25 protein-coding genes, 1 tRNA gene and 1 pseudogene are annotated in these 26,681 nt (G+C 63.4%); 11 read left to right on the forward strand and 16 right to left on the reverse strand.

Annotated elements, in window-relative coordinates; genetic code table 11:
* From ACO07W_RS15550 to ACO07W_RS15590, 9 genes are all read right to left on the reverse strand, one after another.
* Positions 1–768 (reverse strand): ABC transporter permease, encoded by a 768-nt coding sequence (locus ACO07W_RS15550; protein WP_421844524.1) that lies wholly within the window; start codon positions 766–768, stop codon positions 1–3.
* A gap of 91 nt (positions 769–859) precedes the next feature.
* Complete coding sequence (locus ACO07W_RS15555; RefSeq protein ID WP_421844526.1) at positions 860–1,726, reverse strand: MlaE family ABC transporter permease; 867 nt, start codon at positions 1,724–1,726, stop codon at positions 860–862.
* A 58-nt stretch (positions 1,727–1,784) separates the two neighbouring features.
* The gene (locus ACO07W_RS15560) at positions 1,785–2,537 is read right to left on the reverse strand and encodes a hypothetical protein (protein WP_421844528.1); all 753 of its coding nucleotides are present in this window, start codon (positions 2,535–2,537) and stop codon (positions 1,785–1,787) included.
* Between the two features lie 396 nt (positions 2,538–2,933).
* Positions 2,934–4,460: a sensor histidine kinase gene (locus tag ACO07W_RS15565; RefSeq protein ID WP_421844530.1), complete on the reverse strand. Its 1,527-nt coding sequence runs from the start codon at positions 4,458–4,460 to the stop codon at positions 2,934–2,936.
* The gene (locus ACO07W_RS15570; protein WP_421844532.1) at positions 4,457–5,230 is read right to left on the reverse strand and encodes a response regulator transcription factor; all 774 of its coding nucleotides are present in this window, start codon (positions 5,228–5,230) and stop codon (positions 4,457–4,459) included. Before ACO07W_RS15570 ends, ACO07W_RS15565 begins: the two co-directional genes overlap by 4 nt.
* A 258-nt stretch (positions 5,231–5,488) precedes the next feature.
* Complete coding sequence (locus ACO07W_RS15575) at positions 5,489–5,773, reverse strand: WXG100 family type VII secretion target (RefSeq protein ID WP_421844534.1); 285 nt, start codon at positions 5,771–5,773, stop codon at positions 5,489–5,491.
* Between the two features lie 62 nt (positions 5,774–5,835).
* Complete coding sequence (locus ACO07W_RS15580) at positions 5,836–6,132, reverse strand: WXG100 family type VII secretion target (protein ID WP_421844536.1); 297 nt, start codon at positions 6,130–6,132, stop codon at positions 5,836–5,838.
* Positions 6,133–6,290: 158 nt separating this feature from the next.
* Positions 6,291–7,469: a PPE family protein gene (locus ACO07W_RS15585; RefSeq protein WP_421844538.1), complete on the reverse strand. Its 1,179-nt coding sequence runs from the start codon at positions 7,467–7,469 to the stop codon at positions 6,291–6,293.
* A 113-nt stretch (positions 7,470–7,582) separates the two neighbouring features.
* Entirely contained in the window at positions 7,583–8,407 is an 825-nt protein-coding gene (locus ACO07W_RS15590) for a PPE family protein, SVP subgroup (protein WP_421844540.1), read from the reverse strand.
* Positions 8,408–8,755: 348 nt separating this feature from the next.
* On the opposite strand from ACO07W_RS15590, the gene ACO07W_RS15595 reads away from it, so the two are divergent.
* Positions 8,756–8,829 (forward strand) — tRNA-Leu (locus tag ACO07W_RS15595).
* Positions 8,830–8,931: 102 nt separating this feature from the next.
* Here the strand turns inward: ACO07W_RS15595 and ACO07W_RS15600 are convergent.
* A complete protein-coding gene (locus ACO07W_RS15600; RefSeq protein ID WP_421844542.1) occupies positions 8,932–9,297 on the reverse strand; it encodes a DUF4345 domain-containing protein in 366 nt (121 codons plus the stop codon).
* Between the two features lie 200 nt (positions 9,298–9,497).
* Complete coding sequence (locus ACO07W_RS15605) at positions 9,498–10,010, reverse strand: nitroreductase family deazaflavin-dependent oxidoreductase (protein WP_421844544.1); 513 nt, start codon at positions 10,008–10,010, stop codon at positions 9,498–9,500.
* Between the two features lie 226 nt (positions 10,011–10,236).
* Here ACO07W_RS15605 and ACO07W_RS15610 point away from each other — a divergent pair, with 226 nt between their 5' ends.
* From ACO07W_RS15610 to ACO07W_RS15640, 7 genes and pseudogenes are all read left to right on the forward strand, one after another.
* On the forward strand, positions 10,237–11,013 hold the full coding sequence (locus ACO07W_RS15610; RefSeq protein WP_421846035.1) for a DUF427 domain-containing protein: 777 nt from the start codon (positions 10,237–10,239) through the stop codon (positions 11,011–11,013).
* A gap of 63 nt (positions 11,014–11,076) precedes the next feature.
* Positions 11,077–12,638: pseudogene (locus ACO07W_RS15615) on the forward strand (FAD-dependent monooxygenase).
* Between the two features lie 392 nt (positions 12,639–13,030).
* Positions 13,031–14,221, forward strand: coding sequence for a YncE family protein (locus ACO07W_RS15620; RefSeq protein WP_421844546.1), 1,191 nt, complete (start codon positions 13,031–13,033; stop codon positions 14,219–14,221).
* 157 nt (positions 14,222–14,378) lie between these two features.
* Positions 14,379–16,010, forward strand: a complete 1,632-nt coding sequence (locus ACO07W_RS15625; protein ID WP_421844548.1) for a long-chain fatty acid--CoA ligase — start codon at positions 14,379–14,381, stop codon at positions 16,008–16,010.
* Between the two features lie 91 nt (positions 16,011–16,101).
* Positions 16,102–17,160 (forward strand): dihydrodipicolinate reductase, encoded by a 1,059-nt coding sequence (locus ACO07W_RS15630; protein ID WP_421844550.1) that lies wholly within the window; start codon positions 16,102–16,104, stop codon positions 17,158–17,160.
* Positions 17,161–17,242: 82 nt separating this feature from the next.
* Positions 17,243–18,145 carry a class II glutamine amidotransferase gene (locus ACO07W_RS15635; RefSeq protein ID WP_421844552.1) on the forward strand — a complete coding sequence of 301 codons (903 nt, stop codon included), beginning with the start codon at positions 17,243–17,245 and terminating at the stop codon, positions 18,143–18,145.
* Between the two features lie 24 nt (positions 18,146–18,169).
* The gene (locus tag ACO07W_RS15640) at positions 18,170–19,051 is read left to right on the forward strand and encodes a patatin-like phospholipase family protein (RefSeq protein ID WP_421844554.1); all 882 of its coding nucleotides are present in this window, start codon (positions 18,170–18,172) and stop codon (positions 19,049–19,051) included.
* 29 nt (positions 19,052–19,080) lie between these two features.
* Here ACO07W_RS15640 and ACO07W_RS15645 read toward each other — a convergent pair whose 3' ends face one another.
* Positions 19,081–20,160 (reverse strand): patatin family protein, encoded by a 1,080-nt coding sequence (locus tag ACO07W_RS15645; protein ID WP_421844556.1) that lies wholly within the window; start codon positions 20,158–20,160, stop codon positions 19,081–19,083.
* An 81-nt stretch (positions 20,161–20,241) separates the two neighbouring features.
* Positions 20,242–20,685 (reverse strand): lipoprotein LpqV, encoded by a 444-nt coding sequence (locus ACO07W_RS15650; RefSeq protein WP_421844558.1) that lies wholly within the window; start codon positions 20,683–20,685, stop codon positions 20,242–20,244.
* Between the two features lie 115 nt (positions 20,686–20,800).
* On the opposite strand from ACO07W_RS15650, the gene ACO07W_RS15655 reads away from it, so the two are divergent.
* Complete coding sequence (locus ACO07W_RS15655; RefSeq protein ID WP_421844560.1) at positions 20,801–21,457, forward strand: cysteine dioxygenase; 657 nt, start codon at positions 20,801–20,803, stop codon at positions 21,455–21,457.
* Positions 21,454–21,849, forward strand: a complete 396-nt coding sequence (locus ACO07W_RS15660; RefSeq protein ID WP_421844562.1) for a rhodanese-like domain-containing protein — start codon at positions 21,454–21,456, stop codon at positions 21,847–21,849. The genes ACO07W_RS15655 and ACO07W_RS15660 overlap by 4 nt, the downstream gene beginning before the upstream one ends.
* Here ACO07W_RS15660 and ACO07W_RS15665 read toward each other — a convergent pair.
* From ACO07W_RS15665 to ACO07W_RS15675, 3 genes are read right to left on the reverse strand one after another with little or no spacing between them, the layout of a single operon-like run.
* Positions 21,838–23,640, reverse strand: coding sequence for an alpha/beta hydrolase (locus tag ACO07W_RS15665; protein ID WP_421844564.1), 1,803 nt, complete (start codon positions 23,638–23,640; stop codon positions 21,838–21,840). The two genes, ACO07W_RS15660 and ACO07W_RS15665, sit on opposite strands and share 12 nt — an antisense overlap.
* The gene (locus tag ACO07W_RS15670) at positions 23,637–24,431 is read right to left on the reverse strand and encodes an enoyl-CoA hydratase (RefSeq protein ID WP_421844566.1); all 795 of its coding nucleotides are present in this window, start codon (positions 24,429–24,431) and stop codon (positions 23,637–23,639) included. The genes ACO07W_RS15665 and ACO07W_RS15670 overlap by 4 nt, the downstream gene beginning before the upstream one ends.
* Positions 24,432–24,444: 13 nt before the next feature.
* Positions 24,445–25,518, reverse strand: a complete 1,074-nt coding sequence (locus ACO07W_RS15675) for an enoyl-CoA hydratase/isomerase family protein (RefSeq protein WP_421844568.1) — start codon at positions 25,516–25,518, stop codon at positions 24,445–24,447.
* A 242-nt stretch (positions 25,519–25,760) separates the two neighbouring features.
* Between ACO07W_RS15675 and ACO07W_RS15680 the strand changes: the two genes are divergently transcribed.
* Positions 25,761–26,612, forward strand: a complete 852-nt coding sequence (locus ACO07W_RS15680) for a Bax inhibitor-1/YccA family protein (RefSeq protein WP_421844570.1) — start codon at positions 25,761–25,763, stop codon at positions 26,610–26,612.
* Positions 26,613–26,681: the final 69 nt, after the last annotated feature.

Here is a 26,681-nt window from a genome sequence, read left to right on the forward strand (position 1 = left end):
CTACCCACCGAACCTTGCGCCAGCGTCGACACCCCAGAACGCCATGGTGAGCAGCATGTTGACCATGATTACCGCGGTGATGGCACCGCGCATCGCATGCCCGGCAGCAACTCCCACGCCTTCTGGGCCGCCGGCGGCGTAGAAGCCGTAGTAGCACTGCACGGTGGAAGAGATCCAGACGAAAACGACGGTCTTGATCACCGAGTAGACGATGTCTTTGCCGGCCAGCATGAGCGTGAAGTAGTGCAGATAGGAGCCCACCGATCCACCGCCGACCAGACCTACCACCAGCTGCGAGGAAAGGTAGCTGATCGCCAGGCATCCAACGTAGAGCGGGATGACGGCGGTCACCGAGGCCATCAGCCGGGTGGTGACGAGGAAGGGGATGGGACGGATGGCAAGGGAGTCCATGGCGTCGATTTCTTCGGCGATCCGCATCGAACCGAGTTGGGCGGTGAACCGGCAGCCGGCCTGCGTCGCGAACGCCAACGAGGCCATGAGCGGGGCCAACTCGCGAGTATTGACCAGAGAGGAGATGAAGCCGGTGGCTGGGCCGAGCCCGAGCAGGTTGAGGAAGTTGTAGCCTTCGATGGCCACGATTGCGCCGGCGCTAAGGCCCAGCACCAAGACCACTCCGGCGGTCCCGCCGCCAACCACGAGCGAGCCGTTGCCCCATGCGATATCCGACAGCAGCCGCACAAACTCCTTGCGGTAGTAGCGCAACACGACAGGCACCGATGCGAGTGCTCGCACGAAGAACACCAGCATGTGACCGATTCGGGTGATTGGCCTCGAAGCCCTACCGTATACACGGACAAACGGCCGGAAAACGGTCGCGGTGTAGGGCGCCGGGATCACGTCACAGCCCCGTCCTGGGGAACAGCATCGTATCCAGTTGGCTGATCACGACGTTGACGACCATCAGCACCAAGATCGATTCGACGACTGCGGCGTTGACGGAGTTCGCGACGCCGATGGGTCCGCCCTTGGTAGACAAGCCTTTTTGGCACGCCACGACAGCCACGATGACGCCGAATATCACCGCCTTGAACAGCGCGACAATGAGGTCCGCCGGGGTGGCGAACGAGGAGAAGGTCGAGATGAAGCTGCCGGGTGCGCCGTCCTGGAAGTACACGTTGAACAAGTAGCTGGCTAGGAAGCCGACGAAACAGGTCACGCCGGTGAGCGCTACCCCGATCATGATCGATGCCGCGAAACGTGGGACCACGAGACGCCGGATCACCGAGACGCCCATGACCTCCATGGCGTCGGTTTCTTCGCGCATAGTGCGGGAGCCGAGGTCAGCGGTGATGGCGGAGCCAACGACCGAAGCCATTAGTATGGCGGCAACTAGCGACGCGGCCTGCCGGACGACGGCCAGGCCACTTCCCGCTCCAGCCAGGGAGGCGGCTCCCACTTGCCCGGCCAGCAGCGCGAACTGGATCGACAGCGTCACCCCGATCGGCAATGCCACCAGGACCGTTGGTAGCACGGCGGTGCTGGCCATAAAGGAACCTTGTCGCACGAACTCAGCCCATTGGAAGCGGCCAGTGAACAAGTCGAGGAAGAAGAACTCGATGGTGCGTATGGCCAGGACAAACTGCTCGCCCACGGTGGCGAGCGACGCCGCTGGATGGCGCCGTATATAGCCGGCTGTCCACTCCTGAATGGCCTCAATGCCATCTGGCGGATGATCCGTGGACGTGTGTTGGTCCTGTGTCGTCATCGGGCCTTGTTCACCAGCAACTGTTCACGCGCTATCTCGCGAAAACACGGCGTTGCCGTCACGGTAGATCTACCTTGGCGGCCAGCCACTTCCCGTTGACGTTTTCCATCGTCATGACAATTCGGCTGCGGTCCAACCGCGGCTCTGGATTGGCCGCATTGGTGACCGATTGATCGACGAAGAGCAGAACCTCGACCCTGTTTTTGGTTTGCGACTTGACGCCCGAGTCGATCACCACGCCGTTTGCAGCGGCTTTGTTGTCGATCAGCAGCTGGCGCAGGTGTGCGGAGGATTTGAGGTACATATCGCGGAACTCCCCGGTTGCACCGTCGATCACAGCGGCGAAATTCTGGTCGATTTTGCCGGGGTCAATGCTGGTTAACGTGACCGCGTAGCTTCGCGCCACGTCAAGCGCGGCTTGTCCCGATGCGTTGACAGCGCGCTGGCGCTGGTACTGCCACCCGAAGAAAACAGCCGCACCCACCGACGCCAGGACCACCACTAGTGCGGCCGCAACACTTACCGAACGCACCCAACGTCTTCGGCGGGCAGGGGATTCGGGCGTGTTGAGTCGGTCGGCTTCGTCGGCGGTGTCTTCGGCGCAAGACTCGTCGAGGTTGGCCTCGGGTTCGTGGTGTCCTTCGTCGGCGCCCGGCTCAGGATCTGGATCCGGTTCGGCGATCCGAGGGGGGTCCGCCTCGGCGCTTGCCGCCTCCGTGTCGCATGACGTCTGCGGAGCTGCGGCCGCGGTTGCGACGTTGACAGATGTAGGCTCATCGGCCCGGGTAGACAGGTGGTTGCTGTCAGTCACGTGTCCGTCCCCCCCTCGTTTCGCCACCGACGCTCTCCGGATCTCCCGGGCTGCATCGGTGTGACGCCTCACTGCCGGCGCCGCGGAATGAGGAAGTGCACATCATCGGAGCAGGTGCCGATTGTCGCCGGCGCATTACGTACTGTAGTTACACGGCGATCAACATGTAAGGGGTTCATAGAAGTCCTGATTGACCATTCCGGGGGTCGCGGACTCTTCCAGCGCAAACGGTTTGGCGACATCATCTTCGGCGCTTCTGTCCGGCGAATTGGGGCCCGGCAAACATGCTCCCCGGTGTCGGGCAGTATTCCGAGCCCACGTCTTTTCCTGTTTAGGCGGGCGGGTTGAGATTCACGAACACCGCCTCGGGCGGGGGCCTAACGGTGCCCGTCTGCCTCAGGCATCAGCTGGTGAGCGTTCGATCATCGGCAGTCGCACCCGAAATGTGGTGCGCCCGTGCGCAGACTCTGCAGCGACCGAGCCGTTGTGCGCCTTGACGATCGAGTTCACTATGGCCAAGCCCAATCCGTGGCCGGGGCTATCAGATTGGACTTTGTGGGCACGGACGAACCGTTCGAACAGGCGGGGCAGGATGTCTTCGTCAATTTCGGGTCCGTCGTTGGCAACCGTCAGCTCGACATATCCACCGCTGTGCTCGCTGGGGTGGCAGGTGATGCCCGTGGTGACCGTGACGTCGGGCGGAGTATGCACCCAGGCGTTGGTGAGCAGGTTGCTGACGAGTTGATGCAGCCGAGCGTGGTCACCATTGACCCACACCGGTCCCTCGGGCAGATCTTTGACCCAGTGATGGGTTGGTGCTGCGACTGCCGCGTCGTTTACCGCGTTGATTACCAAGTCGGTGAGATCCAGATCTTCGGATTGCAGATCCTGGCCTTCGCCGAGGCGTGAGAGCAGCAGCAACTCGTCGACCAACGACGCCATTCGCTGTGCTTCGGACTCGATGCGGGCCAACGCGTATTCGGTGGTCGGCGGCAGGTCTGAGCTGTCCTGACGAGTGAGCTCGGCGTAGCCTTGGATGGCCGCGAGAGGGGTACGCAGTTCGTGGCTGGCGTCGGTGATGAATTGGCGCATCCGCAGATCGGACTCGACGCGATACGCCAGTGCGCTGTCGACGTTGTCCAGCAGGCGGTTCAGTGTGTGCCCGACAATGCCGACTTCGTTGTCAGGGTCGGTATCCTCCGGTCGCACACGTGCGCTGATCTGGTGCTCATCGCCTGCCAGTGACATTGCGGCGACCTCGGCGGCGGTTGCGGCGACCCGCCGGAGCGGGCGAAGGGCGTAGCCAACTACCCACACCGTCAGTGCCGCGGTGACCATCAGAGCGGCTGCGACAAGTGACGTGGTGGTGACGTTCTTGCGGGCGATAATCTGGTTGGCCAGACTTAGCGACACTCCGACGATCAGACGGTCGGATCCGTTCGTTTGGCTGTCAACTCGATACGGTCCCAGGCTGCCGAGGGTTTCGGCCCGTGGCGGACTGTCGTTCCACTCCTGCGCTTCGATAGCGCGGATAACGTCGGGCGGAGCGGGTCGAGGCTCGTCTTCGGAAAAGACGGCTGAGCCGATCACCGTGCCGTCGCGAAGTACGGCGATGAGGTTTCCGGGTGTTTGTCCGGTGAATTCCAGCAGCGCTTGGGAAACCGGCTTGGTCATCGGGTGCCGTAAGTCCTGCGTCGCGTTGCGGTATTTGGTGTACGAGTGGTCCAACGCACGCAGTGATTCAGCCAGCTCCGCGTCGTTCATCGCGGCGACGTAGCCCCGCAGGCTGAGCACGGAGACGGTACCGACGGTCACCAGGACGACGGTCACGACACCGAGAACGCCCAATAGCAACTGTTGGCGCAACGACCGGGGTCGCCACCACGGAATTCGTCTAGCCAGGGTGCTTCGCTCTCTGGTCATCCCGGCGGTCGCAGCATGTATCCAATCCCGCGCACGGTGTGGATCATCGGCTCTCTGTCGGAGTCGATCTTTTTCCTCAGGTAGGAGATGTACAGGTCGACGATGCTGGTACGTCCGGCGAAGTCATAGTTCCAGACTCGGTCGAGGATCTCGGTGCGGCTCAATGCTCGGCGCGGATTGCGCATCAGGAAGCGAAGCAGTTCGAATTCAGTCGAAGAGAGTGAGATAGGTGTACCGTCTCGGACGACTTCCCGGCTGGCGGCATCGAGTTTGAGATCCCCGACTTTTAGAGCCTCATCGGCGGGTGGCGCCAGATGGCTCGAGCGGCGCAGCAACCCGCGCAGCCGGGCGACCAGCTCCTCAAGGCTGAACGGCTTTGTCATGTAGTCGTCGGCGCCAGCCGTGAGACCGGTGACTCGATCCATTACTGAATCGCGGGCGGTGAGGAACAGCGTGGGGGTGTAGGTATCTGATTCGCGAACCCGCTGCAGAATCTGTAGACCGTCGACGTCGGGAAGCATGATGTCGAGGACGAGCACGTCTGGGCCGACCGTGTCGAACTTTGATATGGCTTCTCGCCCGTTATGGGCGATTTCGACGTCCCAGCCCTCGTAGTGCAACGCCATCTTGACCAGATTGGTCAGCGCTGGTTCGTCGTCGACCAACAGCACCCGGATCGGTGAACCGTCGTTGCGGTTTATCCGGGGCAGCTGCCCAAGGATGGCTTGCCGCGGACGCTGGCTGCGCACGTATCCCGACATTGCTGTCATGGTCCTACCATTCTTTCGGCCACACATGCGGTTGTCATGAACCTCATAGAATTCTCAAATCTGATTGAGATTCGCAGCCGTCCTTTAGGCCACCTGCTAGTACTGTGGTAGACAGCCGTTGACCTGCGAGAGCTGGGCCGATCCGAGGGGTAGTTCTCTAGGTCACCGGCTCACCAACTCGCAAGGCTTGGCGCCTGCTCGAAGACAACGTGGCCGCACACCAATTGGTGTGCGGCCACGTTGCGTGAAGCTGTCGCGTTAGGCCCAGCTGGAGCCGACGGCGCTGTCGGTGCTGGCCATGTTGTTACCAGCGGACTGCACTTTGGCGCCGTGGGCGTTGGCCTGCTGGTAGATCATCTGGAAGTTGCGACCCAACTGCGTGATGAACTCCTGGCACGCCACCGAACCGGCCCCACCCCAGAAGTCCCCAGCAGCCAGCACATCACGAACAATGGCCTGGTGCTCGGCCTCCAGGGAGGCGGCCTGCGCACGGATCAAGGCGCCGTGGGCATCCACGTCGCCGAACTGGTAATTAATGGTCATCGAATCTGTTCTCCTTCACTCATCAAAGCGGTATACGGCTACGGTCTTCGCCGCGCCGAAAATTAGCTGCTAAGGATTTGCTGCGAAGACTGCTCTTGCTGCTCGTAGTGATTGGCGTCACGGTGCATACCGTCGCGCACCCCGTGCAGCATGTTGACGATGTTGCGGAATGCCGTGTTCATCTCGCCCATGGTGTCCAGCGAGGTCGCCGAGGCCATACCGCTCCAGCCCGCACCAGCGATGTTCTGCGACGATGCCCACATCTTGCGAGCCTCGTCTTCGACCACCTGAGCGTGCATCTCAAACCGGCCTGCCATATCCCGCATGGCGTGCGGGTCGGTCATGAAGCGTGCTGGCATGTTGCCTATCTCCTTATGTCGAGTTTTGCTGTCGTAAAAGTTCTAGCAGTTCTAGCAGTTCTATCAGGCCGGCGCTGGCGGAATAGCGGACAGATTGCGACCTGTGGGTTAATTGCTGGCGTCAAGCGAGTGACATGTCCTATTTTGCTTTTTTGGAGTCAGATAACCACCTGCTTCGGCATGACAATGGGCTTGAACCCGTACCGCGGCCCGGCATACGCGCCGGCGCCCTTGGCGGCCGCGGCCATCCCCGGCATGCCGGCTACCCCGGTCATTGGCGCGGCTTCTTCGGCAGCCGCGGTCCATCCGCTGCCTTCTGCCACCGAGGTGCCCGTAAGGACAGCCGGGCTGGCTGTCGACCAGCTCGCGGGCACCGACAGGTTGCCCACCAAGGCTGCCTCGCCCAGCGTCGCGCCGACGCCAACCGGAGCGACCGCGTCTGCCAGCCCGGCGGCCGCGGCGGCCGCCCCCTCGGCCGCCGCGATACCGCCCTCGGCGGCCGCGATCGGCGCGCCGCTACCGAGAGCGTCCGCGAGGAATATCGCGGTGGGGATAGTGGCTGTTGTGTACCACGCCGCGGTATTGACCGCGCCGTTGACGATGTTGGCCACGAACGGAATCCCGAGGAAGTCTTCGATGGCCTGCAGGATTGCGGGCAGTCCCGTCGCTTCGACAGCCGAGGTGATCGGGGAGGCGAGTGCGGCGATCGAGTTGGGTAGGCCGGTGATCAGGTTGCCCAGTCCCACCTGCTGCACGCTGCTGGACGCGGCGGCTTGGCTGACCGCGGCCGCCTGGCCAGCGATGCCGGCCGGGTTGGTGGTCTGCGTTGGCGGGGTCAACGGGTTTAGCGTCCCTGCGGCGCCGGCAGCGGCGGCGTAGCCATACATGGCCATCGCGTCCTGGCCCCACATTTCGATGTAGTCCGCCTCGGTGGCCATGATCGCCGGCGTATTTTGACCCAGGACGTTGGTCGCCACCAGCGCTGCGAGCAGAGCCCGGTTGGCTGCGACGACCGGCGGCGGCACCGTCATGGCAAACGCCGCCTCGAAGGCGGCTGCAGATGCCAGCGCCTGGGCGCCGGCGTGCTCTGCGGCCCCGGCTGTATAGGTCAGCCAGGCCAAATAGGGTTGTGCGGCGGCGACCATCGACATCGACGCCGGGCCCATCCACGACTCGGTGGTTAGGCGGGTGATCACTGACTCGTAGGAGGCCGCTGTGGTGCTCAGCTCGACGGCCAGGCTGCTCCACGCGGTAGCGGCGGCCATCATCGGTGCCGCACCTGCGCCGCCGTACATACGCGCGGAGTTGATCTCAGGGGGTATAGCTCCGAAGTCCATTTCTTTGTATCCCGTTCCTTGTGACTGAATGCGGCTCGAAGTTCGCTGGGCCGTTACGACTTGGCTGGTCGAGTAGTTTTCTGATCGTGGGCGACCACGCTGGCTGCAGGTTCTTAAACGCTTACTGCTTTAGGCATGACAATGGGTTTCACGCCGTAGCGCGGCGCACCGAACCCAGCGCTGTTGCGGGCGGCCGAGCCCATCCCCGGCACACCCATGAACCCGCCGGGTGCGGCTTGTGGCGCAGCGGCGGTCCAGCCGGCGCCTGGCAGTGTGCTGGTGCTCGACACCAGGGTGGCAGGTGCGGCCCACGACGGCGGTACCGACAATGCGCCGATCGAGGTTGCCCGCGCCAAGCCGGCAGCGACTGGGGCCGCGCCAAGGGCGGCTTCGGTTGCCCCCAAGGCTCCCAATTCAGCCAGACCGGCCTCCGCCCCGATATTGGCTGCGCCCTCAGCGGCTTCTTCGGCCGGAAGGAGACCGCCGCCTGCAAGACCGAGCAGGGTCGACGTGGCGGAGGCCCAGTTCCCAGCTCCGATGTTGATGAGGTTGCCGATATTGCCCGAAAACGGGTCCGGAATCGCGTCGCCCGCGCCTCCGATGAGGTTCGCCAGGCCGGACGTGAGTTCAGAGAACGGCGAAGCCGCTGCGGCCGAGTTGAGCGACTCGGTTGCGCCGTAGGAGCCGGCGCTGATCCCCAGCGTGCTCACCATCATTTCGTGCATAGCCTGAGCTTCGGCGCTGACCTGCTGGTAGAGCGTGCCGTACGCGGTGAATAGAGACGCCTGAAGTGCCGATACCTCGTCCAGGGCCGCTGGGGCCAAGGCTGTCGTCGGAGCCGCGGCAGCAGCGTTCTGAGCCGTCAGCGAAGACCCGATCGTCTCGAGTTGTGTAGCCGCGGCTGTCAGCTCTTCGGGCACTGCGTTCAGGAAGGACATCCATCGCTCCTCGTGTGTGAAACTTGCCGATGCTCCAACGGCAGATCAAATCCTGTGTGTTGGCGTACGGCCGCCTGTGTGTTGGCGTAAATCTAGCCATCGGCCGATGCAGAGTCCCTATCGAAAAGCGTCAGCTGCCTGTCGTTTACTGCTTCTTAACACTGGCGCCGGTCGCGTTAACAATTCGTTGCCGTCAGACATGGAGGTGTGATCTCGCTCCGGCGGCAGCTCTGCTTCGCGGTCGCCTGGCGCGCGGATGCTACGCGTTGTCAGGCGGCCGCGCACGCTACCGTCGTGGGGGGACGCGACGTCCCGGTGCCGGCACCCGCGCGCTACATTCGCCGCCGGGCCCCCATAGCCCAATTGGCAGAGGCAGCGGACTTAAAATCCGTCAAGTGTCGGTTCGAGTCCGACTGGGGGCACGGCATAATCGCTGTTCAGAGCGTTTTCTTTGGGGCGGTGCGGGTGCCGATCCGCAGGAATCACACCAACCGCGGCCGGTCTACCCCGGCGGGCCAGCTGAGCTACGCCGCGGTCAACAGCGCCGCTGCGCCAACCGCTTCCACGGCGAAGTAAAGCCAATTGGGGTAGAACGGCGTGCGGCCGTCGATGAGCGCGGAGATCGCACGGCCGAAGGCCATCCCGCTCAGCGCTACGCCCACGGTGATCATGACTCCGGTCCGATGAAACTCTGGCTTGATGGCGGTGAGCACCAGAATCCCCGCTATCGCCAAGCCGAATCCCCCGTAAACCGCGCGGACTTCCGACCTCGATTGCGATTCGTGCAGCGTGATACCGAACGGCCGCAGCATCGCTGCCGGCGCGGCGAGTGCGTACACCCCCATTCCGAAAAAGAACACCGCGACCACCGCCGCGACCGTCACATCCATGGTGACCTCCCGTTGTAAGGGTGCGATGCTTGATGTCTAGCGTGTCTGTGAACTCCGCGTGTGGGTTTCATCGATTGCTCAGCGCTGGATTGCATGCTTTCGAGGCCTAGCGCCAGGCGACGATGGCGCAGACGGATCGCATAGTCCAGCGGCAGCGTCCCCACGAATCGACTCACACCGGCGGCTGCCGGGGTGCGACCTCACTCGGCGATGGGTGTCAGGCGGAAGACGCGGATCTCGCGAGGTGCGCAGTTGCTGCGATAGCGTTCATAGCCGATGTAGTAGTCGGCGGCCGTGGTCCACGCTGCAGCGCGTGCGTCGCCGGTGAGTAGCTCGGCACGGTGACGTGCGGGCGGACCCCGGAACTCGACGGTGCATATGGGGTGTTCCTTCAGATTGGCGCTCCAGGCGGGATGGTTCTTGCGTCCGTAATTGGAAGCGATAGCCAGCAAGCCGTCGCCATCGTCGATGAGTGCCAGTGGTTGGGTGCGCTGTGCTCCGGACTTGGCCCCGGTGGTTGTGACCAGCCCGACTTTGTCGAATCCGGCCGAACTCAGCCGGCCCTTTGTCCGGGGAATCAGGGCTTTGTCAATTCGCGGTGCCACGTGCAGGAGGAACTGGTAGCCCACCGGGGTCACCAACAGGCGCTCCAAGAGCGCCTCGTCGAGGCGCAGTCGGCGCCCCCGAACCTGACTTTCACGCCGAAACGACACGGGCCAGACCATACTCGATTGCTGGCGGTTGAATGACCTGTTTGCCCGGCGGCGGCTCATCGTTGGGATACCTTGGTTGGGTCTGGGTGGGAATCGACTCCTCGCGGGTGCTCCAGCAAACGAGGACTTTGCGGATTTTTCTCACGTTGGCGCGCGGCCGAATACAAGCGGCGCCATGGATAACGCGACCGGCCCGGCCGTAACGGAGCGGAGGCGACACATGACCATCAATCGGGACTACCCGGTAATGGCCGCTGCCCGGGGAAGGGTTGAGCCTGCCCCTCGCCGGGTCCGCGGCTATCTTGGCCACGCGCTCGTCTTCGATACGATTGCGGCGCGCTACGTGTGGGAGGTGCCCTACTACCCGCAGTACTACATCCCGCTGGCCGATGTCCGCACGGGATTCCTGCGCGACGAGAATCATCCCCAGACAGTGCAGTTGGGTCCGTCGAGGCTGCACTCGCTGGTCGGGGTTGGCCAGGACCACCGGTCGGCAGCCCGGGTGTTTGACGACGGCGACGGCCCGGTTGCGGGCACTGTGCGATTCGAATGGGATCGGCTGAGGTGGTTCGAGGAGGACGAGCCCGTCTACGGGCACCCGCGCAATCCGTATTCGCGGGTTGATGCGTTGCGCGCACATCGACACGTTCGGGTAGAACTCGACGGCGCCGTGCTCGCCGACACTCGATCTCCGGTGTTGCTTTTTGAAACGGGCTTGCCGACAAGGTATTACATCGATCCAACGGATGTGGCCTTCGAGTACTTGAAGCCGACGTCGACGCGGACGTTGTGTCCGTACAAAGGTGTGACGTCGGGTTACTGGTCTGTGCAGGTGGGTCCGGATCACCCTGTTCATGCCGACCTGGCGTGGACCTACCACTACCCGCTGCCTGCCGTCGCCTCGATTGCCGGTCTGGTGGCGTTCTACAACGAGAAGCTCGATATCACCGTCGACGGCGCCGCCCTGTCCCGGCCGCACACCCACTTCGCCGGTAGCGGCTGAAGTGCTGCGACATACCTCCGGTGCTGACCCACGGCGGCGACGGGAGATGTGAAATGGCGCCCGATGGCTAGCCGCATGGACGACGTCGTCGTTTGCGGGGCGGGGCCCAACGGCCTCATGATCGCGTGCGAGCTCGCATTGTGCGGTGTGCGACCCATTGTGCTGGATTCGCAGATCGGGCCCACCGATGAGCGAAAAGCAAACGGTCTTGTCGGTCAGGTGGTCCGGATGATCGACATGCGCGGGCTGTACCACGAGTTCGGTGGCGCCTCGGTGCGCCACGGCCGGTTCTTGGTGGTTTGTTTGCCGGGATGTCGCTGGACTACCGCGAGTTACCGGACAATCCGATGTACTTTCTGCCGATCCAACAGCCGCGGATGGTGCGTCTGCTGGAGAGACGGGCGCAGAGTTTAGGCGCCGGCATTCGTTGGGGCCACGCGCTGACTGATCTGGTCCAGCACGAGCGCGGCGTCACTGCGACAGTGACCGGACCCGACGGGGCCTACGAGCTGAACACCAGATATTTGATCGGGGCAGACGGGGGACGGAGTTCGGTCCGCAAGCGGGCTGGAATCGACTTTCCTGGAAGTACGACAAGGGTGGTTGTTCGCATCGGTGATGTGCATATTCCAGACGACCTGCGTGCCCACGACGGGGGTGACCCGGATGTCGGCGTCTTCGGGTTCGGCGCGATCGATATTCCCGGGTTCGGCCGATTGTCGTCTGGGCACCACCGCTTCGACAACGGAGTATTGATTCTGCTCGTCGATGCCGAACCTGGCCGGACGCTGGTCGGGACTATGGAATTTGGCAGCGACTCGGAAGTTGACCAGGCCTCGCTCACCGTGCCCGAATTCCGGGAGAGCCTACGCCGGGTTCTCGGTGTCGATCTGCCATTCGAGCCGCTGCCGCTGCCGAATCCGCTGCGCCGGATCAACGGCCTCAACAGCAGACAGGCCAACCGCTACCGCGCGGGCAATGTGTTCTTAGTCGGCGATGCCGCGCACGTGCACTCTCCGCTGGGTGGTCCGGGCCTCAACCTGGGATTGCAGGACGCTGTCAACCTTGGCTGGAAGCTAGCCGCCGCGATACATGGCTGGGCTCCGGGAGATTTGCTGGACACCTACCATAACGAACGGTATCCGGTTGGTCACCGGGTGATGATGCAGTCGACTGCGCAGCTCGCTCTGATGGCGCCGGGGCCCGAGGTGACTGGTCTGCGCAGCCTCATGGGCGAATTGTCGGCTAGGTCGGGCGCTCCGGCGTATTTCGCGCACCTATTGGCCGGATCAGACGTTCGTTACCAGGTCAGCGACGTCCATCGGCTGTCGGGGCGTTTCGTTCCAGACCTGACGCTGTGCGACGGACGACGCGTGGCCGAGCTCATGCGCCCGGCGCGTCCGGTGCTGCTCGACCTGACCGGTGGCGCGTTCGCGGAAACCGCGCAGGTCTGGCGAGATCGGGTCGACGTCGTGATCGCGCGAAGTCGGGACGCACCTGCTGCGGCGTTGCTAATCCGCCCGGATGGTTACGTCGCATGGGCTACTGACCGGCTTGAGCCCGCCGCATCCGATCGATTGCGTGGCGCGATCACCCACTGGTTCGGACCGGCTTTGACGAATTGAGTCCAGAGTGCCACGCCGAGGCGCGCGGAATGTGATATATAACTCTTTCCGTGCGGGGGTGATGAGGGTTTCCTAACGCGACTTCGGCCTCGTCGGGGTGGCGCTGATGTTAGCTCAATTCGCTTCAGGCGCAGTTCGGGCATTCGGGTTGCTTTGCCGACGAGTGCCTGTGGAAATTCTCGAAAATTGGATCCTGTGAATATCCTGAGCTGATCGCGTGACGTCGGTTACAACACCCGAAATGAACAGTCTCTGGCGGGAATTCAACGGCTAGACTCGCGTTGGATCAATCGTAACAGCACCTTATCGGTACTGATATCTGTTTGATATGGACCGTAGCGGCACCTGTCGTCCGCGCGGGTTGTGGCGATTACAGCAAAGGCGGTGCCAACGTGAGCGGTGTGAACGGCCGGAAGGCCGGCGGGGATGTCCGGGGCAGATCGGACGTCCAGGTTTTCGGGATCGGTGCCGCGCCGGAGGTCGTCGAGATCCCGGTGGGCAACGGTCCGATCGGCAGCATCGGTGTCAGCGCGGACGGCAGCAGGGTGTTGGTGAGCAACTACGGCCGGCACACCGTCTCGGTTATCGACACCGACACCTTCCGGGTGATGGAGACTATCGGCGACATCGAAGAGCCGTTCGCGATCGCGATCGGCGGTGCGCACGCGGACCGTGCGTACGTCAGCACTGTGTCAGCGGCATATGACTCGATCGGAGTCATCGACATGTCGACCAATGCGCTGATCGCGACGTATCCGCTGGCGCTCAGCGTGAGCGACGTGACCGTGAGCCCCGATGGAAAATACGTCTACGCCAGCCGCAATGGCGCACGAGGTGCCGATGTCGCGGTTCTCGACACCGAGAGCAACCGGGTGGAGGTCATCGACATCGCCACGGCGGCGGGCACTACCACCGAATGCGTGCGCGTGAGTCCCGACGGGACTCGCCTCTACGTCGGCACCAATGGCCCTTCCGGTGGACAGCTCGTCGTGATCGCCACCGGCGCGCGGACCGCCGCCGGTCCGGCCCGTGGCGGCGACCACTCGAGCCGGCACAAGAAGAGCGCCGACCGGGCCAAGGCCAAGGATGGACAGAACAGACTCCGCGTGGTCGGCGTCATTGAGACGGGATCGGCTATCCGGGATGTGGCGCTCAGCCCCAGCGGCGCGATCGGTTATGTCGCTGGTCTCAGTTCCGAATTCGGTGCAGTGATCGACGTCATCGACACCCGCACACACGAGATCACCAGCACCCGAAAGATCGCGGAGATCGGCAGCCTCGTTACTCAGCTGCAGATCAGTGGCGACGGCGACCACGCTTACCTGGTAAGCGAAGACCGGGTGACCGTTTTGTGCACGCTCACCCACGATGTCGTCGGCACCGTCGCAGTGCGACAGCCGTCATGCGTGGTCGAAAGCCCGGATGGGAACTACCTGTACATCGCTGATCAACGCGGTGTCGTCACCGCGGCATCGGTTGCGTCCACCACGGCCTCCGATATTGACTACGCGGTGCACGAGACCGGTGCGACGTCTGATTGGGATGTGCCTGAGCTGCTGCAATACGAGGCGGCGCTGGCCTAAGCCAGCCGAGTCGAACTCAATGGTCGGGTTGGCTCGACCCAGCGAGTTGAACAGGCGTCTTGGGGCGGCTTGTATCGCATCTCCTCACGTGGCGATAGCATTCGCCCCGACCAACCATGAGGCGGTGCTGCGCCGCGACCCGTAAGGCGGTACATCGATGCTCGGCACGATGCAGGCATTTCCGCTGACGATTACCGCGATCATGCGGCACGGTTGTGGTGTGCACGGTTCGCGGACTGTCGCTACCGCGACTGGTGACGGTTATCGGAGCAGCAGTTATCGCGACCTGGGACAACAGGCCGCCCAGCTGGCAAACGCGTTGCGCCGCCTTGGCATTACTGGCGACCAACGCGTTGCTACGTTCATGTGGAACAACGCCGAGCACCTAGCGACTTATCTCGCGGTTCCGGCAATGGGCGCGGTCCTGCACACCCTCAATATCCGGCTGTTCCCCGGACAGATCGCCTATGTCGCCAACGAGGCCGAGGACCAAGTTGTTCTGGTCGACCTATCTCTGGCTCAAGTGCTCGCGCCGGTGCTGGCCGATCTCACCACCGTGCATACCGTGATCGCGGTCGGGGAGGGCGATACGGCGCCGCTGCAGGAGTCCGGGAAGACGTTGCTGCGGTTCTCCGAGCTGATTGACGGTGAGCCGACCGAATTCGACTGGCCGTCGATCGACGAGAACTCCGCGGCTGCGATGTGCTACACGAGCGGCACCACAGGAAACCCCAAAGGTGTTGTCTACAGCCACCGTTCGAGCTTTCTGCACACGATGGCGGCGTGCACTGCCAATGGCATTGGAGTGGGATCCAGTGATCGGGTGCTGCCGATTGTGCCAATGTTTCACGCTAACGCGTGGGGGCTGCCATATGCGGCGTTGATGGCCGGTGCCGACTTGCTGCTGCCCGACCGGTATCTGGACGCCCGCTCGCTTGTGCACATGATCGAGACGCTGCGGCCCACCGTGGCGGGCGCGGTCCCGACCATCTGGAACGACGTCATGCATCAGCTGGACAAGGACCCAGACCACGACGTGTCGTCGTTGCGTCTGGTCGCTTGCGGCGGCTCCGCGGTGCCCGAATCGTTGATGCGCACCTTCGAAGACAAGCACGGTGTGCAGATCAGGCAGCTGTGGGGCATGACGGAGACGTCGCCGCTGGCCACCATGGCCTGGCCGCCGCCGGAAACCGGGGAGGACCGGCACTGGGAATTTCGCGTCACACAAGGTCAGCCGGTGTGCGGAGTGGAAACCCGGATTGTCGATGACGACGGCCGGGTGCTGCCCGCCGGCGGCGACGCCGTCGGCGAGATTGAAGTTCGCGGGCCGTGGATCACCGGCTCGTACTACCGCGGACATGACAACTCCAAGTTCGACTCGGGCTGGTTGCGCACCGGCGACGTTGGCCGTATCGATGAACAGGGATTTATCACCCTGACCGACCGCGCCAAGGACGTCATCAAGTCTGGGGGGGAATGGATCTCCTCGGTCGAGCTGGAGAATCATCTGATCGCGCACCCGGACGTGCTCGAGGCCGCGGTCGTCGGTGTTCCCGATGAGCGTTGGCAGGAACGGCCGCTAGCCGTGGTGGTCCTCGGGGATACTGCGACGGTTGGAGCGGGTGAGCTGCGAACGTTTTTGGCGGAAAAGGTTGTTCGATGGTGGTTGCCCGAACGATGGGTGTTTGCCGACGAGATTCCCCGCACCAGCGTGGGCAAATACGACAAGAAGACTATTCGATCCCGGCACGCCGAGGACCTCTACCAAGTCATTGAGGTGCGTGACTGAGCACAACCGCGGGTGTGTGCAGACGCGGAAGCCTACAGTTTCGAGCCCAAACGTGCGATTCTGTGTCTGCTCGCGAGGAAGGTGTAAGCGCATGAGTCTGCGGGTTGTTCAATGGGCAACCGGATCGGTCGGGGTGGCCGCGATCAAAGGCGTGTTGGAGCACCCCGAACTCGAACTCGCAGGGTGCTGGGTGCACTCCGAGCTCAAGCGTGGCAAAGATGTTGGCGACATCATCGGCACGCCGCCATTGGGAGTGATCGCGACCAACAGTATCGATGAAGTACTCGCGCTCGATGCTGATGCCGTGATCTACGCGCCGCTAATGCCAAGTGTCGACGAGGTTGCTGCACTGCTGCGGTCCGGTAAGAACGTGGTCACCCCACTCGGCTGGTTCTACCCGAGCGAGAAGGAAGCGGCTCCGCTGGAGGTCGCCGCTCAGGCCGGCAATGCGACGCTGCACGGCGCCGGCATCGGTCCTGGTGCCGCGACCGAGCTGTTTCCTCTGCTGCTGTCGGTGATGTCGACAGGAGTGACTTTTGTTCGTGCCGAAGAGTTTTCGGACCTCCGCACGTACGGGGCGCCCGACGTGCTGCGTTACGTGATGGGTTTCGGGGGCACGCCGGACAGTGCGTTGACTGGGCCCATGCAAAAGTTGCTGGACGGAGGTTTTGCCCAGTCGGTACGGCTGTGTGTCGACCAGCTAGGTTTCGCCGCCGAGCCCGAGATCAACACATCGCAAGAAGTAGCCGTGGCGACCGCCCCCATCGAATCGCCAATAGGGCTGATCGAGCCTGGACAGGTCGCCGGGCGCCGCTTCCGCTGGGAAGCCCTGGTCGGCGAGACGGTGGTCGTCCAGATCAGTGTGAACTGGTTGATGGGCTCGGAAAACCTTAACCCGCCATGGTCTTTCGGGCCGGAAGGGGAGCGCTACGAGGTCGAAGTGCGCGGCAACCCGGACACCTTCGTCACCGTCAAGGGATGGCAGCCGGAAAGTGTAGCGGCGGGACTGCAGAGCAATCCCGGTATCGTTGCCACCGCCGCGCACTGCGTCAATGCCGTGCCGGCGACCTGCGCCGCGGCCGCCGGCATCCAGAGCTTCTTCGATTTGCCGCTCATTACCGGGCGCGCCGCTCCCGGCTTGGCGCGCTGACGCCAATTCAACTGCTGCCGGTCTTGGCGGCGTGGCCGCGCCGTGTTGGGTTGGTGGGAGCTGATTCGCTACCCTCCACGTCATGTGTCGGCTCTTCGGTTTGCATGCCGGGACAAACCGGATTCCTGCGACGTTTTGGCTGCTGGACGCCCCAGACAGTTTGTCTGAGCAAAGTAAGAAGAATCCCGACGGGGCGGGAATCGGTCTCTTCGATGAGCGCGGTCAGCCCGAGTTGCACAAGGAGCCGATAGCCGCTTGGCAGGATGCTGCGTTCGCGACGGAAGCACACGAGTTGACCGGAACCACATTTGTGGCCCATGTTCGCTACGCGACGACCGGCTCGCTCGATATGTGCAACACCCACCCGTTCGTGCAGGATGGTCGGATCTTCGCGCACAACGGTGTGCTCGAGGGGCTCGATGTCATCGATGAACATCTGCGCGAGGTCGGCGTCGACGATTTGGTCTTGGGCCAGACTGATTCCGAGCGTGTGTTCGCATTGATCACCGCCTCGATCCGCGCTCATGGTGGCGACGAAAAAGCTGGTCTGGTCAGCGCGGTACGGTGGCTGGCCGCGAACGTGCCTGTATATGCGGTCAACGTGCTGTTGAGCACGGCCACCGACATGTGGGCAGTGCGTTACCCGGAAACCCACGAGCTGTACCTACTGGACCGACGCTCGGACGGTCATGCTGAGGCGCGCGGACCGGATGCTGATTTCGATTTACGCACCAAGCGAATCCGAGCACGCTCGCAAAGTTTGCACATACGACCGTCGGTGGTGTTCGCGACGGAACCCATGGACGACGACTCTCGCTGGTGTTTGCTCCGGGCCGGGGAGCTGATCCACGTCGACGCAGAACTACGGCTTAGCCGTGAGCTGGTCCTGCCCGACCCGCCTCGGCGGCTGCTGCGCCGGCAGGATCTCAGCGCGCCGGTGCAGGATGGTCAGCACGCTCTGCCGGACACGCGGCGGCTATCTTGACCCGGGCTGGCAGAGTAGGTGGACGTGGCAACCAGACGCGCCCTTGTTTTGGCCGGCGGAGGGCTGGCAGGAATCGCCTGGGAGACAGGTGTTCTGCGTGGCATCGCCGACGAGTCGCCAACGGCGGCACGACTGTTGCTCGACTCCGATGTGTTGGTGGGGACGTCGGCTGGCGCTGCGGTTGCGGCGCAGATCAGCAGCGGGTGCACGCTGGACGCGCTGTTCGAGGCGCAACGCGCCGAAACTTCGGCGGAGATCAATCCTGGTGTCGATATCGACGAGATCTCCGAGCTGTTTCTGGCTGCCCTGCAGCAGCCACAGACCGCGGGGCCGGAAATGGAGCCGGCCAACCCAACCGAACAGTTGCGTCGGATCGCTGCGGTGGCGTTGGCCACCGACACCGTTCCCGAGCCCGTCCGACGTCAGGTGATAGCCCAGCGCCTGCCTTCGCGCGAGTGGCCGAGCCAGGTGCTGCGGCTCACGGCGATTGACACCGAAACGGGTGAGCTGGTCGTTTTCGATCGACAATCAGGTGTCGAGCTGACCGATGCGGTGGCGGCTAGCTGCGCCGTGCCGGGCGTATGGCCCCCGGTTACCATTGCCGACCGCCGTTACATGGACGGTGGGGTGGCCAGCTCAGTCAACCTCGGCGTTGCAGCCGATTGCGATGCGGCCGTGATCTTGGTGCCGGCCGGCGCTGACACGCCATCGCCGTTCGGGGTGGGGCCAGCTGTCGAGATTGCGGCGTTCGCCGGCGCGACATGCGTCGTGTTTGCCGACGATGCCTCGTTGGCGGCATTCGGTGCCAACCCCCTGGATCCGCGCTGCCGCGCCGGCTCCGCGACTGCCGGACGTGACCAGGGGCGGCGCGAAGCGGACGCCATTGCACGATTCCTTGACGCCTAGGCGATCAATTATCTGCTGCGCCGTTCTGATCAGCCTTCGACGGCAGGAGGCACAGGCTTTTCAGCGGCGGCTTCGAGGGCGTTCAAGGCGCGCATGGTGAGTTCGCGACCGGCGGCGATGACGTCGCCCGCTCGGTGGAATTCCAGGCTTCGGCAGGTTGAGCGCGGAACCTCGATCAAGAGATCGGCCGGGTAAGCCGCCAGCGTATGTCGCGCTAGCGCCGACTGGGAGATGTCGATCGTCCGGTTCATCACCTCAAAACTGCCCATTTTGGGTACTTCGGGTCCGTCGGATGTATCGCTGAGGGCATCACGGCTAGCTGCGCTCCGTTCGACGGGTGCGCTATCGGACCAGAAATCCGATTCCGGGGTCCCCGCGCCGAACCGGCTCAGCAACGCGCGTGCGGTCGGCCGGTCGAGCAGCGACCGCGCCGTGGCGGCATCGAACAAGGCAGAAGTGCTGCGCACCATACGGTTCAACCACTCGGCGGTTACGCCGGGTTCCGCATCGCGGGTGCCGCCTGTTTCGCTGCCGTTGAGGCTCACCGCGATGGTCAGGTCGGCGTTGACCGCGGCGACGGGCGCCATCGGCAGTGGGTCCAAGATGCCGCCGTCGGCGAGCAGGCGTCCGTCGATTTCGTGTGGAGCGATCACCCCCGGTATCGCGATGGATGCCCGGATAGCCTCGTCGAGCGGGCCCCGTTGGAACCACACCGACTTGCCTGCCAGCAGGTCGGTGGCCACTGCGGTGTATGGGATAGGCAGCTGTTCGATAGCGACTGGACCGAGTATGTCGCGCACCGCGTCCAGGATCTTCTCGGCCCGCAGCACTCCGGCAGCGGTGATCGATGGGTCCAGCAGTCGCAGTATGGTGCGCTGCGTCAGCGATGTGGCCCATTCGGCGAGCTCGTCAAGTCGCCCGGCCGCTTGCACGCCGCCGACGACCGCTCCCATGGATGAGCCGGCGATCCCGACGATTTCGTAGCCACGTTCTCGCAGTTCCTGGATCACTCCGATGTGGGCGTACCCGCGCGCGCCGCCGCTGCCGAGCGCCAACGCAACGCGAGTCGAAGCCACCCCTTGGGTGGTGACGGCTGCTGGTCCGGGCATTCCTTCATTCTGCGCAGCGCACCGTGCCTTAACACAACCGGCTGACAGTTTTGCGCATCCCGATCTGAATTGGAGACCGCGCTAGTCGCATTCGTCCTTGGCGGCTGCGATTGTCGCGATGATCACCGCCGCCTGCCGCGGCGGGGGCAGGTCGGTCCAGCGGGTATTCCAGCTGCCGGCAACGCCGGACGGCGATGCCTGAACCATCGCCAAATATGGCTCGATCAGTGGCTCGCCGGTCCCGGGCTGGGTCGCCATCCACAGTCTTGCGGCGTGGCAGGCCTGGTAATACTCCTCCTCGGTGGAATCTGCCGGAGCGTCGACCCTGGTCGTCACACCAGCGCCAGAGATGCCTGTTGTACCGTGCCGCAGCGAACTTGCTGGTTGTGAGTGCGTCGGCGGGGAAGGGGCTTGGTCGTTGGTGTCGCTGGGCGAGCAGCCCGCGGCAGCCGACAATATCGCCGCGGCAAGCACGGTCTTGTAGATCGCGTCCCGCTGCTGGGGGCGATGAGGGAACCAACGCACGATCTCAATCTATGCAACACTGGCTCGCGTGACGGAGCGCATCGGATTTCGGGAGTGTTGTCGGCCTTAACGTGCCGCCTCTTGCCCAATCCGTTTCACGCTTTGGAGTTGCCCCATGGCTACACCGGTTTTCGAGCCGCTTTTCACCCCCGACATCACGCCTTCAGCCCTCAGTTCGGCATCGCCGCGGGCGCTGACCCCATCGTTCCCATGCTCGGGGCCGACGCGGCTACGAGTGCCCGACCTGTTGCGCGTCACTGATCAAGCCGCCGACGAGGTGCTCAGCGGACGTTGCGATCATCTGCTTCCCGAGGGCGGTGTACCAGACACTCAGCGTTGGTTCACCCGCATCCATGGCGACGAGGAACTGGATATCTGGTTGATCAGCTGGGTCCCTGGGCATGCGACAGAGTTGCATGATCACGGTGGGTCGCTCGGAGCTTTGACAGTGTTGTCCGGGGCGCTCAATGAATTCCGATGGGACGGTACGCGATTGCGGCGTCGCAGGCTCGATGGCGGCGATCAAGCCGGGTTTCCGTTGGGTTGGGTGCACGACGTGGTTTGGGCGCCCAGGCCTATCAAGGGGCCCCTCGTGGTGCCGGCGTCGACGATTAGGGACGCCAGTTCGACGCCCAGGTCTTTGCAGCCGACCCTGAGCGTGCACGCCTATTCGCCGCCGCTGACCGCGATGTCGTACTACCGGGTCACCGAGCGCAATACCTTGCGGCGCCAGCGTACCGAATTGACCGACGAACCCGAGGGGCCGCAATGAGCCGGATCGAGCGGGTGTTGATCGACGCACGCAGCCGGTATCGGCGCCTTCCCGCCGGTCGCGTGCTAGGTGCGGTCAAGCGCGGTGCGGTGCTGGTCGACATTCGGCCGCAGGCCCAGCGTGCGCGTGAAGGCGATGTGCCGGGTGCGCTGATAGTCGAACGCAACGTCTTGGAATGGCGGTGTGACCCGACCAGCGACGCCCGGTTACCGCAGGCCGTCGGCGACGACGTCGAGTGGGTCATTGTGTGTTCGGAGGGTTATACGTCGAGTCTGGCGGCTGCAGCGCTGCTGGATATTGGCCTGCATCGGTCCACTGATGTCGTGGGTGGCTACCACGCGCTGGCGGCTGGTGGAGTGTTGGCCGAGCTGGACCGCTGGTTAGCCGCTTGAGTTGTTGTCGCCTGGCGAAGCCAGTGGTTTCGCATCGGCGTGCAACAGTTGTCGCAGTTTCGCCGTCTTCTCTGGCGTCCAGCCGGGCGGTGACAGCACCGCGGCCCAACCGTCGGCGGCGGCGGCGACATAGTGGTGGCCATGCCCGTCTGGCACCTGCACCGCCACCGCCATGTCTGCCGAGACTTGAAGGAACGTCACTACCGGGATCCACAGTGTTTGGGGTAGGACGTCGTAGCCTCGTTTTTCCCGCAGCCAATCAGGTTTGCTGAACAGCAGGTCGGGGGTCCACCAAGCGATCGGGTCGGAGGCATGCTGCAAATACACCACCCTCGGCTTGCCCCATGGGGCCTTCGGGCGCCGCAGGTCCTCGGGGCGAGCGACGAAGCGGACGTTCTGGCCGTCTTCGTAGATGGGAAGCCACTCCGGTGACCCACGGTCGCGGCCGGCAGTCAGGTCAGTCCAGATGGTGTTGTTGAACGTCGGCCCGCTGAACAATGCCCCGTCGGTGCGGGCGAGGACGTTGTTGAGGCTCATAAACGGCGCTTCGCCGCCGAACGAACCCAGACTCTCGCCGAACACCACGAGCTTCGGGCGTTGCGATTCCGGCATCTGTCGGATCAGCTCATCGACGGCTTCGAAAAGTGCCTGGCCGGCATGCCGAGCGTTCTCTTTGTCCACGAGGAACGACAACCAGCTGGGCAGAAATGAATACTGCATGCTGACGATCGCGGTGTTGCCGTTGTACATGTATTCCAGCGCAGCGGCTTCTGCTTCGTTGATCCAGCCGGTTCCGGTGGTCGTGGCCACCGCGACGACCGCGCGTTGCAGGCCGCCGGTGCGCTGCAACTCGTGCGCTGCGAGCTGCGCGGTGGCGACGATGCCATCCGCGGAGTTCAATCCGGCATAGGCCCGGATTGGCTGAGCGGCCTGCGTTCCGTTGAATGCGGTGAGTTGGGCGACGGTGGGACCGGCCTTGACGAAGATCCGGCCCTGATGGCCCAATGATTCCCAGGACACCAATGAACCAGGACCACCTGAACGCAGTGGGGTTTTCGGTGGCGCGGAATCGGGACTCATCTCGTTGTTGACTGCGGCGAAGGTGCCGTTCAAGGAATTCATCACGAATTTGAGCACCACGCCGTTAAGCAGGGTGATCGTCAGCACCGTCAGAAGCGTCACGACAATGGCTGCTGAGACGCGAAACGGCGCGATCCGATCGACCTGTCGCACCAGAAAACTAACGACCCACCGGATGAACTGGCCGATTTCGACCAGTGTGAACAAGACGATCAGCGACAACGCCCCCGCAAGCGGGTAGTCGTACCATTGCAGGTGCTCGACGCCCATCAGATCGCGTACGTCGTCCTGCCAGACATGGAATCGGATTGCCATGATGACCATGCCAGCCGCACCGGCCACGATCAGGGGTGGCCATGCCCAGCGCGGCGCCGCCGGGCTGGAGTTCTTCGAGCGCATGTAGCGGACTAGCCAGACGCCAAAGACGCCCAGGCCATAGCCGATAGCACCGGAACAGCCGCTGACCAATCCTTGGAACAACGGGCCGCGTGGCAGTAGTGACGGTGTCATCGAAAACCACACGAAAATCAGGCCGACCGCGGTGCCGGTGAATGTGTAGTGACGACTCCACCACGCGTTGCGGATCGTGAGTCGCTGTTTGGTTTGGGGTCCCGGGGTTGCTGAGGCGGCAGCGGCGTTACCGGATTCCTCGCTGCCGACGCCGGGCTTGTCGCCGGCGTCGGCTGTCGTTGCAGGACCCGCTTCGCTCATCGGTGGGTGAAGCGGGGCGGGCGCTTTTCGATGAAGGCGGTCATTCCTTCGGACTGATCTTCAGTGGCAAAGGCCGAGTGGAAAAGCCGGCGTTCGTACAGAAGACCTTCGGACAGGGGGGATTCGAAAGCCCGGTTCACCGCCTCTTTGGCCATTCGGGTTGCCGACAGCGACATCTGCGAAATCGTGGTTGCAACGGCCTTGGCCTCGGTCAGTAAGTCCTCGGCCGGCACCAACCGCGACACCAGTCCGCTTCGTTCCGCCTCGGCGGCGTCGATGGTGCGTCCGGTCAGGATGAGGTCCATCGCCTTGGCCTTTCCGATGGCCCGCGTCAGGCGCTGCGAGCCACCCATGCCGGGCAGCACACCCAGCTTGATCTCTGGCTGACCGAACTTCGCAGTTTCGGCTGCAATCAGCATGTCGCACATCATCGCAAGTTCGCAGCCGCCGCCTAGCGCGTGTCCGGCTACTGCGGCGATCGTTGGAGTGCGGATTGCCGCGAGTTTGCCCCAGGTGGCGAAGAAGTCGGTGCCGAATGCATCGGCGAACGCCAGACCGGCCATTTCCTTGATGTCGGCACCGGCGGCAAACGCCTTGGCCGAACCGGTGATGATGATTGCCCCGATGCCTGGGTCGTCGTCCAGTGTGGTTGCGGCGTTGGTGACTTCGTGCATCAGCGTGGTATTGAGCGCGTTCAGTGCGGCGGGGCGGTTCAGCGTGATGATGCCGACTCGTTGATCGCGTTCGACCAGGATGGTTTCGTAGGTTGCTTCTTCTGCTTTGGATGCCACCACACTCGCCTTTCTAAAAACTCACGTCGTCGTCGACCGGCGCGAAATACGCGTCGATGTCGGTCGCGGTGACTTCGGCCAGTGTCGCCGGCGACCATTTGGGGTTGCGGTCTTTGTCGACCAGCTGTGCACGGATACCTTCCACCAGATCGTGTGACCGCAGCGAGGCGGACGACACCCGGTAGTCCTGGGTCAGGACATGCTCAAGCGTTTCAAGTTTTGCGGCCCGGCGTACCGCTGCCAAAGTCACCGACAGTGCAATGGGGGAGCGGCCGCCGATCATGCGAGCGGCATCCTGGGCAAGTGTTGCGTCGGCTCGGGCACCGTATTCATCCAATGCCGCGAGTATCTCGGCGACACTGTCACCCGCGTAGCACTCGTCGATCCAGCCACGTTGCGCGGCCAGCGTGCTCGGTGGGGGCTCGATGGCGTGGCTGGCGAGTGCGGCCGTTACGCCGTCGCTGACGATAGCTGCGGTGAAAGCGCCCAGCTCGGTCTGCGGTACGAAGTGGTCGGCGAATCCGAGTGCGATGGCGTCGGCGCCGGAAAACGGCGCTCCGGTGAGTGCGGCGTGCAGTCCCAGTGCTCCGGGCGCCCGGGACAGCAAGTACACACCGCCAACGTCGGGGATGAACCCGATGCCGACCTCGGGCATCGCAACCTTGGAGGTATCGGTCACCACCCGGGTGTTCGCATGCGCACTGACGCCGACACCACCGCCCATCACGATGCCGTCCATTATGGACACGTACGGTTTGGCGAATCGGGCGATTCGTCGATTGAGTAGGTATTCGGTGCGCCAGAAGTGCCGCGCTTCCGCCCCGTCCTTGCGAGCACTGTGGTACACCGCCACGACATCGCCGCCGGCGCACAGCCCGCGTTCGCCGGCGCCCGAGAGCACCACTGCACGAACTGTGTCGTCGTGTTCCCAGCCGGCGAGCACCGAGGTCAGGGTGTTCACCATCGATTGGTTCAGCGAGTTGATGGCTTTGGGGCGGTTCAGTGTCGCAAAGCCGACACCATCATCGACTCGGATCAAAACGTCATCGGATCCCGCGGTCACGCTCTCGCCTCTCCTCGCCGGCATCGGTCCCTGAATTCTTGCTGGAGAATGTCGCCCAGAGTGTTTCCCAAGAGTTTGATCAGCAATCTAGATCGTGACTCGCTGCGCCTTGTTCGCGGGGCTAGGGTTTATCGTGATTCAGACGGCAAGTTATGCGTATGGACGGACCGGAAAACAGCAGCTCCGCTGGGAACCCGGACCAGCCATTAATCGTTGAAGATGTGTTCGCACGTCTCGAGGCCACAGTCACAAGAGAGGATCCGACGGTGCGGGAATCAAGCAACCCGGTTTTTCGTTCGCTGCCTAAGCAGAGGGGCGGATATGCGCAATTCGGCACTGGTGCGGCGCAGACGCAGCAGGGGTACCAAACCGATCCCTACCTGGCTTCGTACCAGGAACCGCGAGAGGTTCGGGCCGCACGGCCACTGACGATCGACGATGTCGTCACCAAGACCGGTTTGACGCTGGCCATGTTGTCGGCCACCGCAGTCGTCTCGTACTTCCTGGTCGCCTCCAATCTCGCGCTGGCGATGCCGTTGACCTTGGTTGGCGCGCTGGGCGGTTTGGGTTTGGTGCTGGTTGCCACCATCGGTCGCAAGCAGGACAACCCCGCGATCGTGCTCAGCTACGCCGCGCTTGAGGGCCTGTTCCTGGGCGCTATCTCCTTCATCTTGGCGAATTTCACGGTGGCGTCGGCCAATGCCGGTGTCCTCATCGGTGAGGCGATCCTGGGCACCATGGGCGTGTTCTTCGGCATGCTTGTGGTCTACAAGACCGGAGCGATCCGGGTCACGCCCAAGTTCACTCGCATGGTGGTTGCCTCCATGTTCGGTGTCCTGGTCCTAATGATCGGCAACCTTGTGCTGGGAATGTTTGGTGTCGGCGGCGGTGAGGGCCTGGGCCTGCGCAGTGGCGGGCCACTGGCGATTATCTTCTCGCTCGTGTGCATCGGCATCGCAGCGTTTAGCTTCCTGATTGACTTCGACGCCGCGGACCAGATGATCCGCGCCGGAGCACCGGAGAAGGCTGCATGGGGTATAGCGCTGGGCCTGACCGTGACGCTGGTTTGGTTGTACATCGAGATCTTGCGTCTGCTCAGTTATCTGCAGAACGACTAGGTTGCTGAAAACCGCTGGGGTACTTCTCTGGGGGTGCTGTCAGCTAGGCGAAAAAGCCGGCACGTACGC

The organism is Mycobacterium sp., assembly GCF_965230835.1.
GTDB lineage: Bacteria > Actinomycetota > Actinomycetes > Mycobacteriales > Mycobacteriaceae > Mycobacterium.

What these genes read in the sequence shown, in the direction of transcription:
- ACO07W_RS15550 (WP_421844524.1), bottom strand. Translation starts at nt 768, where the DNA reads ATGCTGGTGTTCTTCGTGCGAGCACTCGCATCGGTGCCTGTCGTGTTG.
- ACO07W_RS15555 (WP_421844526.1), bottom strand. Translation starts at nt 1,726, where the DNA reads ATGACGACACAGGACCAACACACGTCCACGGATCATCCGCCAGATGGC.
- ACO07W_RS15565 (WP_421844530.1), bottom strand. Translation starts at nt 4,460, where the DNA reads ATGACCAGAGAGCGAAGCACCCTGGCTAGACGAATTCCGTGGTGGCGA.
- ACO07W_RS15570 (WP_421844532.1), bottom strand. Translation starts at nt 5,230, where the DNA reads ATGACAGCAATGTCGGGATACGTGCGCAGCCAGCGTCCGCGGCAAGCC.
- ACO07W_RS15575 (WP_421844534.1), bottom strand. Translation starts at nt 5,773, where the DNA reads ATGACCATTAATTACCAGTTCGGCGACGTGGATGCCCACGGCGCCTTG.
- ACO07W_RS15580 (WP_421844536.1), bottom strand. Translation starts at nt 6,132, where the DNA reads ATGCCAGCACGCTTCATGACCGACCCGCACGCCATGCGGGATATGGCA.
- ACO07W_RS15585 (WP_421844538.1), bottom strand. Translation starts at nt 7,469, where the DNA reads ATGGACTTCGGAGCTATACCCCCTGAGATCAACTCCGCGCGTATGTAC.
- ACO07W_RS15590 (WP_421844540.1), bottom strand. Translation starts at nt 8,407, where the DNA reads ATGTCCTTCCTGAACGCAGTGCCCGAAGAGCTGACAGCCGCGGCTACA.
- ACO07W_RS15600 (WP_421844542.1), bottom strand. Translation starts at nt 9,297, where the DNA reads ATGGATGTGACGGTCGCGGCGGTGGTCGCGGTGTTCTTTTTCGGAATG.
- ACO07W_RS15625 (WP_421844548.1), top strand. Translation starts at nt 14,379, where the DNA reads ATGCTCGGCACGATGCAGGCATTTCCGCTGACGATTACCGCGATCATG.
- ACO07W_RS15630 (WP_421844550.1), top strand. Translation starts at nt 16,102, where the DNA reads ATGAGTCTGCGGGTTGTTCAATGGGCAACCGGATCGGTCGGGGTGGCC.
- ACO07W_RS15635 (WP_421844552.1), top strand. Translation starts at nt 17,243, where the DNA reads ATGTGTCGGCTCTTCGGTTTGCATGCCGGGACAAACCGGATTCCTGCG.
- ACO07W_RS15645 (WP_421844556.1), bottom strand. Translation starts at nt 20,160, where the DNA reads ATGCCCGGACCAGCAGCCGTCACCACCCAAGGGGTGGCTTCGACTCGC.
- ACO07W_RS15655 (WP_421844560.1), top strand. Translation starts at nt 20,801, where the DNA reads ATGGCTACACCGGTTTTCGAGCCGCTTTTCACCCCCGACATCACGCCT.
- ACO07W_RS15660 (WP_421844562.1), top strand. Translation starts at nt 21,454, where the DNA reads ATGAGCCGGATCGAGCGGGTGTTGATCGACGCACGCAGCCGGTATCGG.
- ACO07W_RS15665 (WP_421844564.1), bottom strand. Translation starts at nt 23,640, where the DNA reads ATGAGCGAAGCGGGTCCTGCAACGACAGCCGACGCCGGCGACAAGCCC.
- ACO07W_RS15675 (WP_421844568.1), bottom strand. Translation starts at nt 25,518, where the DNA reads ATGCCGGCGAGGAGAGGCGAGAGCGTGACCGCGGGATCCGATGACGTT.